Genomic DNA, 15,768 nt, shown 5'->3' with positions numbered 1-15,768 from the left:
GTCGGCGACACCGCCTACAAGACCAGGTCACCGTCGAGCCCGTTCGCCGCGAGGGCCGGATCGGAGTGCGCGGAGCCCGGCGGGACCGCGATGCCGGTGCTGCGCAGGATCTCCTTGGCCTCGGGCTCAGGCAGGATTCGAGCTCCGGAGGCGACGAAGCCGGCTATTGCCGTTTGCAGCTGCTGCGGCAGCCGCGCGGAGTTCTCGATCAAGCGTCTTCCCTTCATCGGCACCCGGGTCGGGAGGCGGCTCGTGGTTGCGGCGAGTGTGACGGGACTCGCAATGCCCGGGGAATACCGCGAATCGTGGACCGGTGATGGCGGATCCCTATCGCGGCTGCCCACTCGCGCCGGTCCGGCACGTGCGATAGCCGGTCCCGATCGGTGCGCAAGCCGGTCGGGTCTTCCTCGCGCCTGAGCGGGCACGCATCATGACCGCAGCCGGGTCGTGGACGATTCCCGCACCGGCGTCCCGCACATCCCTGGATCCCGGCCCTGCAGCGAAGCAGCGAGGAGAACGCCGTGGAAGATCGCACAGCCGTCGAAGCCTCGAACGACCAGCGGGGAGAGTGCCCGCACCTGCGGCAGTTGTCGTTGGACCCGGCGCCGGAACAGCCGTTGGACGATCCCCCGTACTTCAGCGAACTGCGCGCCACCTGCCCGATCAGCCAGGTCGACCTCGGCGGCGGGACGACCTCGTGGCTGGCGACGAGGTTCGACGATGTGAAGGCGATCCTGTCCGACACCCGGTTCAGCGCCAACCCGATGACACCGGGCTTCCCGGTCCGCGGACTGCCCGGTTCGGACCACCCCATGGTCGCCGACAGCATGATCAGGCAGGATCCGCCGCTGCACACGACGCTGCGCCGGTGCGTGGTCAAGTACTTCACGCCGCGGGCCGTCGAGGGTTATCGGGACCAGGTCGAAGCCATCGTCGACGACCACCTGAACGCGCTCGCCGAGCAGTCCGGGCCGGTCGACCTCGTCTCCCAGTTCGCGCTCGCGATCCCGACAACGGTGATCACCCGGATGCTCGGCATCCCCATCGAGGACGCCCCGCGGTTCTTCGAGCTCACCGAGCGGCAGACGACGCTGTCCCTGTCGAAGGAGGAGATGTACCGCAACGTCGAGGAATTCCGCGCCCTCGGTCTCGAGTACGCGGCGCTGAAGGAGGCGAATCCGTCCGACGACCTGCTCAGCAACATCATCCGGGAGCAGTACGAGGTCGGCGGCATCACCCGTGATCAGCTCGCGGCGCTGATCACGATCCTCATCATCGGCGGGCACGACACGACCGCGGGCATGATCGGCCTGTCGATCTTCACCTTGCTGAAGCGGCCGGATCAGCTCGCGCTGCTGCTCTCCGGGGAACGGCGGTGGGACATCGCGATCGAGGAGCTGCTGCGCGTCCACTCCGTCGCGCGGATGGGGCCGCGCCGTGCCGCCACGGAGGACGTCACGATCGGCGAGCACACCTTCCGCCAGGGCGAAGGCGTGGTCGCGTCCATCTGGTCGGCCAACCACGACGAGAGCAAGTACGCCCGCACCACGTGGGAGGACTTCGAGATCCCCACCGAGAAACCGCAGCACCTCGCCTTCAGCTTCGGCCAGCACCAGTGCGTCGGGCAGAACCTCGCCCGGATGGAGCTGATGGTCGCGCTGCCCAGGATCTTCGCGCGGTTCCCGGACATGCGGCTCACCGATCCCGAGGTCTCGCACCTGTCCTATCGGGACGATCGGGCGTTCTTCAGCCTCAAGGAACTCAACGTCACGCTCTGATCCCACGCCGAAAGCCCGCTCGAAGCGCCTGCACGGGCTTCGAGCGGGCTTTCGGCGTGGGACTAGTGCTTGATGGCCCCGCCGTCGACGACGATCGTCTGACCGGTCACGAACGAGGCGCCGCCGGACAGCAGGAAACGCACCGGCTCGACGAAATCATCCACAGTGGCCGCGCGTCCGATCGCCCGGCCGGCGATGTTCGCCGGCTCGGTGTGCGCGAAGTCCGCCGACAGCCCGGTGACGACCAGCCCGGGGGCTAGGACGTTCACCGTGATCCGGCGCTCGCCGAGCTCGGCGGCCATCGACCGGGCGAACCCGATGATGCCCGCTTTGGACGCCGCGTACGCCGCGATGCCCCCTGGGCCCTTGAACGCGGTCCCCGAGGAGAACAGCACGATCCGCCCGCCGTCGGACATCCGCGGCGCACACGCCTGGACGGTGGCCAGGGTGCCGTGCAGGTTGACGTCGAGGACCCGGGACCACTCCCCCGGCGGCATGTCCAGGAACGGTCCGGTGCGGCAGATCCCAGCGCAGTGGACCAGCCCGGACAACGGGCCGTCCACGCAGAGACCGGCGACGAGCGCCCCCAGACCATCCCGGTCGGTCACGTCGCCCGCGACGTACCGCACATCGGGCACCGGGGCTTCGGGCGCCGCCGCGTCCAGGACGACGACCGGCCGTTCCGCCGCGAGCGACTCGACCAGCCGGGCGCCGATGCCGGAAGCGCCGCCGGTGACCAGCAGCGGCCCGCTCATCGGGAGCGGCTCGCGACTACGTGCTCGAGGCTCTTGATCGCGTAGTCCAGGACCATCGACATGATGCCCATGAACAGCAGGACCGCGAACGACTCGGCGACCTTGAAGTTGCTGGTGAGCACGACCAGGCGCTGGCCGAGGCCGTAGTACGCGCCGACCATCTCCGACAAGACCGCACCGAGCACGGCGTACACCGCACCCAGTCGCAGCGCACCGACGATGCTGGGCAGCGCCGCCGGGAGCTCGATCTTCAGGAAGCGCTGGACGGGCGACATGGACAGCGACCGGGCCAGCTGCACGACGTCGTGGTCGATGCCGCGCAGCGCGCCGAGGGTCGACGTCAGCAGGACGAAGTACACGACGCTGCCGGCGACGAGCGCCTTGGGCCCGAAGCCGAGACCGAACCAGAGGATGAAGATCGGTGCCAGCGCGGGCCGGGGCAGGCTGTTGGCGAGCGTCAGGAACGGGGTCGCGGCGCGTTCGAGCACTTCGGACCGCGAGAACACAACCCCGGTCACGATGCCCAGGAGGCCGCCGGCCGCGAGGCCGGCGAGCGCACCGGCGAACGTCGCGGTCACGTCGGTCCAGAACGTGGCGTCCGCGAGCTGGTCGACGAGTCCCTCCGCGACTGCGTCGGGAGAGGAGATGAACAAGGGGTTGATGAGCCCGCGTTCGGATGCGAAGTACCAGCCGCCGACGAACACGATCGCGACCGCGCAGCGGATCGCCCACACCTGCAGCCGGACGCGGTTGCGGCGCTTGCGCCGTTCGGCGAAGACCGCGTGTTCCATCGCGGAGCGGTCAGCGCCGGACAAGCCGCGGGCCGGCGCTTCCTCGCCGGTGGCTCTGTCCGGAACGGTGGATCGGCTCATGGGTCCTCCCGGATCCTGCGCGAACGAGAAGTGCTGCTACTCCGCCGCTTCCGGAGCGCGCAGAAGGTCGATGTCGGCGGGGGTGGCCGTGTGCGGCCCGCCGTTGACGATCACGGTCTGCCCGGTCAGGTACGCCGCTCCGGCCGAGCACAGGAACAGGCACACCGACGCGATGTCCTCCGGACGCCCGAGCCGGTTCATGGCGACGAACCGGGCGACTCGGGCTTCGACGTCGTCGGCCGCGAACCGCGACGCCGCGGTGACCACCGCACCGGGTTCGAGGCAGTTCACCCGCACGTTCAGCTCCGACCACTCCCACGCCATGGTCCGGGTGAGGGACGCGAGCCCGGCCTTCGCGGCCGCGTACGCCCCGCGCAGCGGGTGCGCATGACCGGCGGAGGCAGATCCGATGTTGACCACCGCACCGCCGCCCAGGCGCCGGAACGCCGGCAGGCACGCGGTCGCCAAGTGGAACGCGCCGCTGAGATTGGCCTCGATCATGGCGTTCCACGCGTTGACCGACAACTCCTCCAAACGCTTGCCGAAGTTGCCGCCGGCGTTGTTGACCAGGACGTCCACCCGCCCGAAGCGCTCCTCCGCCGCCGCGGCGATGTCGGCCGAGGTCTGCGGGTCGCGGATGTTGCCGGTGACGGCGACCGCGTCGCGTCCCCGCTCCCGCACGCGCGAGACCACGTCCTGCAGCGCCTCGGCCCGCCTCCCGTGGACGACCAGGTCGGCCCCGGACGCGGCGAAGAGATCGACGACTGCACCGCCGATACCGCCGGTCGCGCCCGTGACGACCGCAACCCGGCCGTGAAAGTCGAACTGCACTCCGCCGAACGGTGAAACCGATTGGTGCGCCGCTGTCATCGTGCTCCTCCGCGAGTCCGGTTCGAACCAGCCTCGCCACCGCGACCAGCTCCTCGCAACGGCCCACGGGCTATCAGCGCGATAGCTCCGCACACCGCCGATCCGTGTTGACAGCTGTGCGCTGGGTCACGGAGCATCACCGCACCGGCGTGGCACGGTGGGAAAAGCGGGCGATCAACCGCATCCGACGTATTCGGGCTGTTCCATGACGAGCATGTTCCCGAGAAGTACGCGACGTCGTCTCAGCCGCACCACGGTCCACCTCTCGACCCAGCGGAGTTGCCATGAGGCAGACCAGCACAGCGCATCCGAGGCCGGAAGCCGCAGACCGCGCTGAGGACCGCCGACCCCCCGATGGGAACCCGGCAGGGGCACCGATCGAGTTTCGCCGCGTCAGCCACAACTTCATCCACGGTCGGCGCGCGGTGCTCGTCCTGGAGGAGTTCGACCTCGACATCGGCGCTTCGGAGTTCGTCAGCATCGTGGGCCCGTCGGGCTGCGGCAAGACGACGGCCCTGTCTATGGCCGGCGGACTGGAACGACCGCGAGCGGGCACAGTGGCCCTGGACGGCAAGCCGGTCAGCGACACCTCCGACGACGTCGCCTTCATGTTCGCCCGGGACGCGCTCCTGCCGTGGCGGCGGGTCCGCCGCAACGTCGAACTGGGTCTCGAAGTGCACAAGATCCCAGCGGCGGAACGCAAACGGCGCGCCGACGAGTGGCTGCGCCGCGTGCGGCTGGAGGAGTTCGCCGACTCCGACGTGCTGCACCTGTCGCAAGGCATGCGCCAGCGGGTCGCGATCGCGCGCACGCTCGTGCAAAGTCCCCGCGTGGTGTTGATGGACGAGCCGTTCGCGGCGCTGGACGCCCAGACGCGCGCGAACCAGCAGCAGGAGTTCATCCGGCTCTGGGAGGCCGAACGCCCCACAGTCGTCTTCGTCACCCACGACCTGGAGGAAGCGATCCTGCTCAGCGACCGGGTGGTGCTCATGGCCGCGCGTCCCGGCCGGATCGTCGCTGACATCAAGATCGACCTGCCACGGCCGCGCACGCAGCGGATGCGCACCTCCTCCCCGGAATTCGCCGAATATCTGGAAACCCTCTCCGCTCGCCTTCGGGACGAGGTGACCGCGGCGGAGGAACGCCGTCAGGCGGACGAGGAGGCTTCCGCATGATCGATCGGATCACAGCCCCGGACGGCACCAGCCTGGCCTACCGGGTCGTGGGGCGCGGCCCGCGGCCCTTGGTGCTGGTGCACTCGCTCGCCCTCGACGGCTCGTGGTTCGAACCGCTCGCGGCGGAACTCGGGGACGAGTTCCGCTGCGTCCTCCCCGACCTCCGCGGCCACGGCGCCAGCGGCGGCACCCCGGACTCGATCTCATTGGACGCGCTCGCCGACGACGTAGCGCTCATCGCCGAGCGGCTCGGCCTGACCCGTTTCCCGGTCGTGGGGATCTCGCTCGGCGGGATGGTCGCCCAAGCGCTCGCCCACCGCCACCCCGATGCCGTCGCGGCCGCGGTTCTCATGGCGACGACCGGCGCGTACGACGACAACGCGAGGGCCGGTGCTCTCTCCCGAGCGGAGGCCGCCCGAGCACCGGGTGGACTGGCTGCGCTCGCCGACATGACGATGACCCGCTGGTTCGGTGAGTCGCATGGCTCGGATCCGCTGATCGCCCGGGCCCGGAACCAGTTCCTCGCCGGCGATCCCGCGATCCACGGAGCGTTCCTGGAGGCGATGACCGCCGTCGGCGAGTTCGACGTGCCGCCGTCGGTGCCCGCGCTGGTGATCGGCGGCGACGACGACGTGAGCACGCCGCGCGCGGTCATCGAGAACCTGCACGCGCGAATCCCGCACTCCCAGCTGGGATTCGCGCCCGGCGGTCATCTCGCCGCGTTCACCCACCCCGCGCCTGTGGCCGCGCTGCTCCAGGACTTCCTCGAATCGCCTTCCACGCACATCGACGCCTCGAAGGGTGCCCGCGTTGTCTGATTCAGCCCAGCCGTCCCCGGAGGAGTTGCTCCACCACCTGCGGGCGGCGCAAACACCGGCGCTGCTGATGCTCGTCGCGCACCTCACCGACGACCCGTCCGTGCTCCGCCCGCAATGGCGCCCGAACCCGGACCTGCTGCCCGCGATCGTTCTCGACGCGCAGGAGGACGCGGAAGCCCGGGCGTTCTGCATGGCGACGCTCGAGCCGTACCTGCAGAACATCGCCGAGTGGCCGGTCGAACCGTCCGCAGCGGTCCTCCGGGCGATCGCCGAATGGGCGCTCGACCGCTCTGCGGACGAAGACGCCGAACTGCTGCGCGTCGCGTTCGTCCCACCAGGCACCGATCCTCGCGCTCCTAAGTGGACGAAGGACCAGCTCGATCCGGCGCGACCGATGCGGGTCGCGATCGTCGGGGCCGGCCTGTCCGGTCTGCTGGCCGGGCTGCGGATGAAGCAGGCCGGCGTGGACTTCACCATCATCGAGAAGAACGGCGACGTCGGCGGGACGTGGTACGAGAACGCCTATCCCGACTGCCGGATCGACGTGCACAGCCACATCTACACCTACTCCTTCTTCCCGCACGACTGGCCGTCGTACTTCTGCAGGCAGAACGTGATCCACGACTACCTCCGGGCATTCGCCGAGCAGAACGGACTGGTCGAGCACATCCGCTTCGGCACCGAGGTCTCCTCGGCGACCTGGGACGACTCGCGGCAGCTGTGGTCGGTCACCACCACCGGGCCGGACGAGCGCTCCCGGACCGAGGACTTCACCATCGTCGTGTCCGCGGTCGGCCAGCTGAACCGCCCGATGATCCCGCGCATCGACGGCCTGGACACCTTCGACGGCCCGGCGTTCCACACCGCGCAGTGGGACCACGACGTCGACCTCACCGGCAAGCGGGTGGCGATCATCGGCACCGGTGCGACCGGCGTCCAGGTGGCACCGGCGATCGCGCGGTCCGCAGCGTCGCTGACGATCTTCCAGCGCAGTGCGCCGTACCTGCAGTCGACGCCCGAGCTCCGGCAGGAGATCCCCGAGGACGAGCGCGCGCTCCTGCGGGAGGTTCCGCTGTACCGCGCTTACTACCGCTTCTCGATCTTCCTCCCGAGAGCGATCGGGCGCCTCGCCGCCGCCACCGTGGACCCGGCGTACCCGCCCACCGAACGGGCCGTGTCGGCAGCGAACGAACGGCTCCGCGCACTGCTGACGGACTACTTGCTCGGTCAGGTCGAAGACCGGCCGGACCTCGCGGCGAAGATCGTCCCGGACTACCCGCCGGGCGCCAAGCGGATCATCCGCGACGACGGGACCTGGATCGACACGCTCAAGCAGGACCACGTCGAGCTGGTCACCGAAGACATCGCCCGCATCGACGGGAGCGGGATCCACACGACCGACGGCCACTACGTCCCGGTGGACGTCATCGTCTTCGGAACCGGCTTCAACGCCTCGGACTTCTTGATGCCGATGAAGGTCACCGGCTCCGGCGGAGTCGACCTGCACGAGTCGTGGGGCGTCGACGCGTGCGCCTACCTGGGCCTGACCGTTCCGGACTTCCCGAACCTGTTCTGCATGTACGGCCCCAACACGAACCTGCTGCTGCACGGAAACCTGGTGCTGTTCATCGAATGCCAATCGGTGTACATCCTGAGCGCGATCGAGCAGTTGCTGGAGACCGGCAAGTCCTCCTTGTCGGTGCGCCGCGACGTCTTCGAGAAGTACGCCGACGAAGTGGCCGAAGCGAGCGCGCAGCGCGTGTGGGGATGGTCCAAAACGCACAGCTGGTACCAGAACGCGGAGGGCCGCTCGACCATCATGTGGCCGCTGTCGGCGCACCGGTACATCAGCAGCACCCAGGCCGTCGATCCCGAGCAGTACGAATTCCGCTGACCGCACCGTCCTAAGGAGACCTGTCTCGCCGTGATCACCGAGAAGAACACCGTCGTCAACGATCTCGAGACCCGCTACCTCATCGGGGGCGAGGGCCGCGGCAGCACCGTGGTCTTCCTCCACGACGGCGCGTGGGGTGCGTCCTCGGACGTCACCTGGGGCGGGGTGTTGCCGCTCGCGGCGCAGACGCACCGCGTCATCGCTCCGGACCTGCTGGGATTCGGCGGTTCGGCCAAAGCCGTGCGGCTGGATCAGTCGCCGTTCGGATTCCGGTTGCGCCACGTCTACTCCCTGCTCGACCAGATCGGTGCGAGCGGCCCGATCCACCTGGTCGGCAACTCCTTCGGCGGCTCCATCGCCCTCCGCGCACTGCTCGACGAACGGTTGAGCGGACGCCTGGCCTCGGTCACCTCGATCAGCGGAACCGGCGGCCCCTGGCGCAGCGCGACGAGCGCCGAACTCGGCAGCTACGACGGCACCCGCGAGGACATGACCAGAATCGTCCGGCTGCTGTGCGACGACTACCCGGGCATCGAGGAGCAGATCGACGCGCGGATGAGGTGGGCGGCGATGCCCGGCCACTACGCCGGGATGCTGGCACCGCACGCGAAACCACCAGAACCCTTGCGGACCGCGCGTCCGGCCGATCCCTACCCGGAACCGTTCGCGGAGGTCACGACGCCGGTCCTGGTCTTCGACTGCGCGGGCGATCCGCTGGTCGAGCGGGGCTGGGTGAAGCACCTGACCGACCGGTGCCAGACGGTGACCGTTGCCCCCGTGCCCCACAAGCACGCGCCGAACATCAGCCATCCTGAACAGACGTGGAGCTTCATCGCCGACTTCGTGAGGGGAGCGTGAAACCGTGTTCGACGATCCCCACGACGCCGTCGCCGCCCCGAACGTCCCGCACGACCGGCTGTTCCGGCTCGACGGCAAGCGGTACGCCGTCCTGGGCGGCGCTGCCGGCATCGGCGAGCACGTTGCGCGCACGCTCGCTTCCCGCGGCGCGAAGCTGCTGCTCGTCGACGTCGACGAGCAGGCGCTGGACCGCCTCGCCGGCGAACTCGACGCCGACCGGTTCGTCGCCGATGTTTCCTCCGAGGACGGCGCGCGGTCCCTGGCCGAGTTCGCCGCCGGCGCACCGCTGCACGGATACGTCGACGTCATCGGCCAGATGCAGCGCAAGCCGCTGCCCGCCTTCACGCTCGCCGAGTGGGAAAAGGATTTCCGGGTCAACCTGACCCACGCGTTCCTCGCCGCCCAGCACCTGGCTCCGATGCTGGCGCGCCCGGACTCCTCGATCGTCTACGTCTCGAGCATCAACGGCACGCGCGCGGGCAGCTACGCCGCAGGGTACGGCCCGGCGAAGGCGGCGCTCGAGGGATGGGTGCGTCAGCTGGCCGACGAGTACGGGCCGGAAGGGATCCGGGTCAACGCCGTCGCACCCGGGCTGTTCCTGTCCCCCCGCTTCCTCGCCGGAGCGCACGCCCGCACGATGATCGAGCAGTTCAGCGGCAAGACGATGCTCCGGCGGCTGGGTCAGCCGTACGAGGTCGCCGCGACCATCGCGTTCCTGCTCACCCCGGCTGCCGGCTACATCACGGGTGCGACGATCCCGATCGACGGCGGGGCGCGCGCAGTCGACGCGACCGGCCTCGACCTGCTCTCCCGCTGAGTCCTGGGCCCGCGGGGATCGTCGGCATAGGATGACCGGATCGACGGCAGCGGCGCTGTCGATCCGGCGGAAGTAGGGGTCGAGCGTGAGATTCGAGCAGTTGCGCTACCTCGAGGCGGCGCTTCGCACCGGCTCCTTCCGCCAAGCGGCCCACGAGCTCGGCGTTTCGCAGCCGACCATTACCAACCAGGTGCAGCGGCTCGAAGAGGACCTCGGCGTCGTCCTGGTGCTGCGAGGAACGCACGGCGTCCGCCCGACGGATGCCGCCGAGCGGATCCTGGCGCACGTGAAGTCGGCGATCCGGGCTGAGGACCTGCTCCGGCAGGAAGCCAGCGCGATCGATGGCCTGAAGATCGGCAAGGTGACCCTCGGCACGGTGGCGATCGGAAGCATGCGGGTGCTGCCGCACGTGGTCCGCGAGCTGCACGAAGGGCATCCGAACATCCTGTTCGAGGTCTCCGAAGGCGGGACCTACCTCGTGCGCGACGGTGTCCTGAACGGGAACTTCGACATCGGCCTGATCACCCGGATCCCGCTGCCCGGTGAGCCGCCCGACGACGAGCGGCTGCACTACATCGACCTGATGACCGGACGGCTGGTCCTGTGCGTGCCCGACTCGCACCCGCTGGCGCGTGCGGAGACCTTCGACGTCGACGACTTGGCCGGGGAACCGCTGATCTTCTTCACCGAGGGCAGCATCCTGCGGAAGGCGTTCCAGGAACTCATCACCGGCATCGACGCACGCATCGTGTACACCACCAACGGCGCCGAAACCGCGCAGCGGATGGTCCGCGCCGGGGTGGGGATCGCGATCGCGAACACGCTCGCGCCGTCGACGATCAGCGGCAACGGGGTGACGTTGATCCCGATCAACAAGCCGTGGGCCCAGACGACGCTGTCCGCGATCGTGCGGCTCGGGGAAATGCGCGGGCGGGTCGTCGATACCTTGCTGCGCCAGATCCGGGCGTCCACCCCCTCGGCCGGGTGGGCATAGCGCGGAAAGGCTGGTACGGCGATAGCCGTCGGCTTCTTCTGCTGCGGCTGGTCCGCTCTTTACAGTCCGAGTCCATGAAAGCCGTACACATCCGGGACCTGGACGGGCCGTCGACCGTCGCCATCGTGGACCTCCCCTCCCCTGCCCGCCGGGAGGACGAGGTGCTCATCGACGTCCACGCGGCGGGCGTGGCCTTCCCCGAAGTGCTCCAGACCAGGGGTCTCTACCAGGTCAAGCCGGAGCTCCCGTTCATCCCGGGTGCCGAGGTGGCCGGAGTAGTCGCGGAGGCACCGCCAGGAGCGTCGGTGCGAGCAGGTGACCGGGTCGCTGCCCTGCCGTTCCTCGGTGCCTTCGCCGAACGGGTCGCCTGTCCCGTGGACGCGACGTTCCCCATCCCGGACGCGCTGGGCTTCGAATCGGCAGCGGCGATACCGTTCAACTACCTGACGGCCCACTTCGCGCTTCGCCGCCGTGGCCGCATGTCGTCCGGTGAGGCAGTGCTCGTGCACGGTGCCGCCGGAGGCGTCGGCACCGCGGTGATCCAGGTCGCGAAGGCCTTCGGCGCGGGATCGGTGATCGGCGTGGTGTCGACGCCGGAGAAGGGCCGGACAGCGCTCGCCGCAGGGGCGGACGAGTACGTGCTCGTCGACGGTTTCAAGGACGCGGTCAAGGAAGCGACCGGCGGTCGAGGCGTCGACCTGGTCGCCGACACCGTCGGCGGTGACCGCTTCACCGATTCGCTGCGCTGCCTCGCCGCCGACGGGCGGATGCTCGTGATCGGCTTCACCGCCGGCGCGATCCCCGAGGTGAAGGTCAACCGCCTCCTGCTGAACAACCTCGACGTGGTCGGAGTCGGTTGGGGCGCATACGCCAAGGCACGCCCGGGTTACCTCCTCGACCAGTGGGCCGAGCTCCTGCCGAAACTCGAATCCGGTGCCATCACCCCGCCGATCGGTGGAAGCTACGCAGTCGGCGAAGTCCGCGAAGCGCTCGAAGCCATCGAGCGCAGGAAGGCGATGGGCAAGCTCGTCCTCCGCATGCGGGAATAACCGCTTCGGTTGACCGCTGTCCACCCACCGCAAACCAGTGCTCTCGTCACTGGTGACCGTTTTGCCGGTCGGTTGCGGCATGATCTCGGGTGTACTGGGGGCAGCAATTCAGGCGCTCTGGTTGTGAGGCGCTTCCGCCCCCCCCCATCCGAAACATCAGCGCCTCGTCGCGCACCGCGACCGGGGACAGAACCTCGGAGCGTTGCTTCCTGGCCCTCAACGTCCCTCGACCCGACAGGCCGCAAGAGTCTCGCCGATGATCGACGCGTTGATGACCGCGCGTGCCGGAGCGGTTACGATGTCCGCGATCTTCTCGCAGCGAGGGAGTTTCCATGTCCTCTGACAGCATGGCCTGGGCACGCGGCCGCGAGGGTGTTCTCGGCCCCTCCGCCGACCTGGACACCGGCGTGCCGACCGCCGCCCGCGTCTACGACGTGATGCTCAACGGCAAGGACAACTACGCCGCGGACCGGGAGATTGCCCAAGCCAGCCTCGCGGTGATGCCGGAGCTCAAAGAGATCGCGATCCACAACCGGGAGATGCTGCACCGCGTCGTGCGGCATGTCGCCGCTGAGGAGGGGATCACCCAGTTCCTCGACCTCGGGTCCGGGCTGCCGACGGCGAGGAACACGCACGAGGTCGCGCAGGAGGCGAACGCCCAGGCCCGCGTCGTGTACGTCGACATCGATCCCATCGTGCTCGCACACGGCCGTGCGATCCTGGCCAACGATGCGAACGCGCGGGTGGTCACCGCCGACATCCGTCAGCCGCGCAGCGTGCTGGACCACCCGGACACGCGCGAACTGATCGATTTCGACCAGCCCGTGTGCGTGATGCTGTGCGGCATCCTGCACCACCTCCTCGACGAGGAGGACCCCCAGGGCATCGTCGATTTCCTGCGCGAGGCGGTCGCGCCCGGTTCTTTCTTCTTCATCACCAACTTCACGAGGCTCGGCGACGCGCCGGAGTCGGTCGAGCTGGAGCGGGTGCTGCTGTCCCAGCTCGGCACCGGACGCGTTCGCACCCCGGCGGAGCTCGCCCAGTTCTTCACCGGGCTGGAGCTGCTCACCCCCGGGATCGTCCCGCTGCCGCTGTGGCGTCCGGACGCGCCCGTCACCGATGCCACCTCCATCGCGGCCCGCTTCATGACCGGTGGTGTGGCGCGGAAACCGTAGGCCCGATGCCCCCTGGGGGCGCAGGTTTTCCGCGGCGCAGCAGGCAGATCGACGTACGTGCTCACTACGCACGACCTCGTCGAGCGAAGCATTGGCGCTTGTGCGTTCCCGGGCACCGTCGGCCGCAGGTACGCCCTCAACATCCGATGTGCGCGTCGCAGGCACGCCGCTCCGGCAGGCGAATATGGCCGACCGGAACTGCGCGCAAAGTGGCGGGCAGTCGGTCAGGCGAGCATCTCGTCCGGCAAGCCGAGCTCGGTCGCGGTCGCGTAGAAGGCGCCCATGCCGGCAAGCAGGGCATTGCGGCTTCGCGTGCTCATGGCATCCAGCACTTGCTTGAGGTCGGCTTGGCGTTCCCGGCGGGACTGGCGGAGAAGGCGGCGGCCGTCTCTGGACAACTGGAGCATGACCTCGCGGCGGTCACCCTCGCTGGCCACCCGGTCGAGCAGTCCGGCGGCCTGGAGCCGATCGCACAACCTGCTCGTCACCGACGGAATCGAACCCAGCTCATCGGCCAGGCTCATGAGGTTGATGGCGCCGTGCCGGTCCACGACGACGAGCGCTCGCAGCTGCGGCGCCGAGACCTTGGGCTTGATGCGTTCGGCGCTGCGCGCCCAGACGACCATGAGCATCTCAACGCCGGCCTCGAAGTCGTCCAGGGCTTCGGAGGAAACAGAATCGGGTTCGCGCACCAGAACAATCCTCCTAGCCGGGTGCTTCACGGTCCTTCGTCGGGCCCCCGGACGCATTCTGTCACGCCAGCATTCAACATCGCCCGCAGTTGAGCGGGCCCAGGTGAAGCCGGAGAAATGGTGACCGTCCCCACGCGTCTGGAGTGCATCGACCGAGCCCTGCGCACCGCTCCCGCCCACGAATTACCGGGCGTGCTCGAAGCCGTGCTGAGGCGCCATTTCGGCGTTGCCGGGTTGGAGATCTACCTGGTCGATCTCAGGCTTGCGGTCCTGGAACCGGTGCTCGAACCCGAGGGCCCCGGCATTCCTCTGGTGGCGACTGTGGAAGGTCGTGTTTTCTGCGACCAGGTGCACGTCCAGCAACCGCTGGATCACGAAGTGGCGCTTCATCTGCCGATGACCGTGCGGGGCGACCGGCTGGGCATCCTCTGGCTGCGGCTGCCCGATGCTCCCGACGAAGCGACTCGTGAGGAACTGGCGGAAGCAGCCGCGCTCGCTGCGCACGCCATCACCCTCGCGGAGGTGGCGACCGATCGATATCGGCGAGCTCGGCGCCCCCAACGTCTGACGCTCGCCGCTGAGATGCAATGGCAGCTGTTACCAGTGCGTTCCGTGGAGTGCGGTTCCTACCGGCTCGCGGGCCAGCTCGAACCCGCCTACGCCGTCCGCGGCGACAACTTCGACTGGGCCCAGGACATCGATTCGCTGACCGTCGCGGTCACCAACGGCATGGGAGAAAGCACCTCCGCCGCCATGCTGACCACTTTGGCGATCACCGCGCTGCGCAATGCCCGTCGCAGCGGAGCCAACCTCGCCACGCAGGCAGCCCTCGCCGATCAGGCCATCTGGTCACACCATGCGGGTTCTCAGCACGTCTCCACGCTCCTGATGCAGATCGACCTGCTCTCCGGCGAGGTCTGCGCCATCGACGCCGGCTCGCCCAGGTTGTGGCGCGTCCGCGACGGTGGTGTCGAGCGGATCGACCTGGACGCCCAGCTCCCGCTCGGGATGCTCGACGGCACCGAGTACGACGTGCAGCACTTCCAGCTCGAACCAGGCGACCGGCTCTTCATCCTGACCGACGGCATCTACGACGCCGTGCTCGCAGACCGCAACTACAGCACCAGTGCATTGCGACGAGCACTGGGCAACAGCCGCCACCTGGAGCCCGCCGAAGCTGTGCGATCGCTGCTCAGCGACCTCCGCGCCTTCCTCCAGGACAGCGACCTGGACGACGACGCCGTGGCGGTGTGCGTCGACTGGCTGGGGCCACACCACGCTGAAAGCATTGCGACGGCGGAACGGAACTGGATCCTGCTCTGATCCCTTCATCCGATTTAGTTGTCTTCTGACAAGAAATATGCGGGGAGGCAATGGCGCCGTGGCCCAGAGCGATGCGGAACGATGATCGGGCTCAACACCGCTTGCTTGTCCTACGGCAAATAAACTATAAGATCCCTTGAGCTGCGCTGCGTACAGCCAAGGTGTGCAGAGGCGCCGCGACGACTGGAACGAGCCACGAGACGACTCGCCTGCGCACGGAGGGACAACTGAATGACTCCTGAGAACCGGACTCCCGGCCCCCGCACCGAAGAAGCGCAGGCTGTGGTGGTCCGCGAGAGCATCAGGAAAAGACCGTCGCCTGGACCGAGCGTCCAGGCGACCTTCCCCCGGCCCGACGCGGTCGTCATCACCGTCAGTGGAACCGTCGACGTCGAGACGGTCGACAAGCTCGAGACGATCCTCTGGCCGCAGCCGACGTCGATGACACGACTCGTCGTCGTCGACCTCAGCACCATGTACCTGCTCAACGTCCCGGACCTGCAACTACTGACCCACGCCCACATGCTGGTCCAAGCGCGTGGCGGAACCCTCCGCGTCGTCACCTCGAACCGAGCCGTCCAGGAGGCACTCCAGGCAGCCGGCCTCCACGCCCTGCTCGAGTGCCACAGCACGATCGACACGGCGCTCACACCGACGACAGCGCCCCCGGGCGGTTCTCACCGAATCCGCTGACGTCG

Annotated in this window: 16 protein-coding genes; 11 read left to right on the top strand and 5 right to left on the bottom strand. The window is 68.7% G+C overall.

The annotated features are described in order from the left end of the window. Positions 1-14 precede the first annotated feature (14 nt). Positions 15-212, bottom strand: coding sequence for a hypothetical protein (locus ABTZ89_RS09375; RefSeq protein WP_351042194.1), 198 nt, complete (start codon positions 210-212; stop codon positions 15-17). Between the two features lie 309 nt (positions 213-521). On the opposite strand from ABTZ89_RS09375, the gene ABTZ89_RS09370 reads away from it, so the two are divergent. Next, positions 522-1,778: a cytochrome P450 gene (locus ABTZ89_RS09370; protein WP_351042191.1), complete on the top strand. Its 1,257-nt coding sequence runs from the start codon at positions 522-524 to the stop codon at positions 1,776-1,778. Positions 1,779-1,840: 62 nt separating this feature from the next. Here ABTZ89_RS09370 and ABTZ89_RS09365 read toward each other — a convergent pair whose 3' ends face one another. The 3 genes from ABTZ89_RS09365 to ABTZ89_RS09355 are packed head-to-tail and all read right to left on the bottom strand — an operon-like array spanning position 1,841 to position 4,236. Beyond that, positions 1,841-2,533, bottom strand: coding sequence for an SDR family NAD(P)-dependent oxidoreductase (locus ABTZ89_RS09365; protein ID WP_351042188.1), 693 nt, complete (start codon positions 2,531-2,533; stop codon positions 1,841-1,843). Then, positions 2,530-3,405 (bottom strand): ABC transporter permease, encoded by an 876-nt coding sequence (locus tag ABTZ89_RS09360; RefSeq protein ID WP_351042185.1) that lies wholly within the window; start codon positions 3,403-3,405, stop codon positions 2,530-2,532. The genes ABTZ89_RS09365 and ABTZ89_RS09360 overlap by 4 nt, the downstream gene beginning before the upstream one ends. Before the next feature lie 36 nt (positions 3,406-3,441). Then, positions 3,442-4,236 (bottom strand): SDR family NAD(P)-dependent oxidoreductase, encoded by a 795-nt coding sequence (locus tag ABTZ89_RS09355; RefSeq protein WP_270948751.1) that lies wholly within the window; start codon positions 4,234-4,236, stop codon positions 3,442-3,444. Between the two features lie 323 nt (positions 4,237-4,559). Between ABTZ89_RS09355 and ABTZ89_RS09350 the strand changes: the two genes are divergently transcribed. The 8 genes from ABTZ89_RS09350 to ABTZ89_RS09315 all read left to right on the top strand — a co-directional run bounded on the left by ABTZ89_RS09350 (position 4,560) and on the right by ABTZ89_RS09315 (position 13,055). Next, entirely contained in the window at positions 4,560-5,450 is an 891-nt protein-coding gene (locus tag ABTZ89_RS09350) for an ABC transporter ATP-binding protein (RefSeq protein WP_351042181.1), read from the top strand. Next, positions 5,447-6,268: an alpha/beta fold hydrolase gene (locus tag ABTZ89_RS09345; protein WP_351042178.1), complete on the top strand. Its 822-nt coding sequence runs from the start codon at positions 5,447-5,449 to the stop codon at positions 6,266-6,268. The genes ABTZ89_RS09350 and ABTZ89_RS09345 overlap by 4 nt, the downstream gene beginning before the upstream one ends. Beyond that, positions 6,261-8,162, top strand: coding sequence for a flavin-containing monooxygenase (locus ABTZ89_RS09340; protein WP_270948748.1), 1,902 nt, complete (start codon positions 6,261-6,263; stop codon positions 8,160-8,162). Before ABTZ89_RS09345 ends, ABTZ89_RS09340 begins: the two co-directional genes overlap by 8 nt. A 30-nt stretch (positions 8,163-8,192) precedes the next feature. Then, the gene (locus ABTZ89_RS09335) at positions 8,193-9,020 is read left to right on the top strand and encodes an alpha/beta fold hydrolase (RefSeq protein WP_351042175.1); all 828 of its coding nucleotides are present in this window, start codon (positions 8,193-8,195) and stop codon (positions 9,018-9,020) included. A 4-nt stretch (positions 9,021-9,024) separates the two neighbouring features. Beyond that, positions 9,025-9,837: an SDR family NAD(P)-dependent oxidoreductase gene (locus ABTZ89_RS09330; protein ID WP_270948746.1), complete on the top strand. Its 813-nt coding sequence runs from the start codon at positions 9,025-9,027 to the stop codon at positions 9,835-9,837. 85 nt (positions 9,838-9,922) lie between these two features. Continuing rightward, positions 9,923-10,831, top strand: a complete 909-nt coding sequence (locus ABTZ89_RS09325; protein ID WP_270948745.1) for a LysR family transcriptional regulator — start codon at positions 9,923-9,925, stop codon at positions 10,829-10,831. Between the two features lie 74 nt (positions 10,832-10,905). Beyond that, positions 10,906-11,880: an NADPH:quinone oxidoreductase family protein gene (locus tag ABTZ89_RS09320; RefSeq protein WP_351042172.1), complete on the top strand. Its 975-nt coding sequence runs from the start codon at positions 10,906-10,908 to the stop codon at positions 11,878-11,880. Positions 11,881-12,212: 332 nt separating this feature from the next. After that, positions 12,213-13,055 (top strand): SAM-dependent methyltransferase, encoded by an 843-nt coding sequence (locus ABTZ89_RS09315; protein WP_270948729.1) that lies wholly within the window; start codon positions 12,213-12,215, stop codon positions 13,053-13,055. Positions 13,056-13,279: 224 nt separating this feature from the next. On the opposite strand, the gene ABTZ89_RS09310 is transcribed toward ABTZ89_RS09315, so the two are convergent. Next, a complete protein-coding gene (locus ABTZ89_RS09310) occupies positions 13,280-13,747 on the bottom strand; it encodes a MarR family transcriptional regulator (RefSeq protein ID WP_270948728.1) in 468 nt (155 codons plus the stop codon). 117 nt (positions 13,748-13,864) lie between these two features. On the opposite strand from ABTZ89_RS09310, the gene ABTZ89_RS09305 reads away from it, so the two are divergent. Both ABTZ89_RS09305 and ABTZ89_RS09300 read left to right on the top strand, forming a co-directional pair. Beyond that, positions 13,865-15,070: a PP2C family protein-serine/threonine phosphatase gene (locus ABTZ89_RS09305; RefSeq protein WP_351042168.1), complete on the top strand. Its 1,206-nt coding sequence runs from the start codon at positions 13,865-13,867 to the stop codon at positions 15,068-15,070. A 231-nt stretch (positions 15,071-15,301) separates the two neighbouring features. Next, the gene (locus ABTZ89_RS09300) at positions 15,302-15,763 is read left to right on the top strand and encodes an STAS domain-containing protein (RefSeq protein ID WP_351042165.1); all 462 of its coding nucleotides are present in this window, start codon (positions 15,302-15,304) and stop codon (positions 15,761-15,763) included. Positions 15,764-15,768: the final 5 nt, after the last annotated feature.

Origin of the sequence: Saccharopolyspora sp. NPDC002686, from assembly GCF_040295745.1 — a bacterium.
In the GTDB taxonomy this organism is placed as follows: domain Bacteria; phylum Actinomycetota; class Actinomycetes; order Mycobacteriales; family Pseudonocardiaceae; genus Saccharopolyspora; species Saccharopolyspora oryzae.
This window is presented reverse-complemented; position numbering and strand designations above follow the sequence as displayed.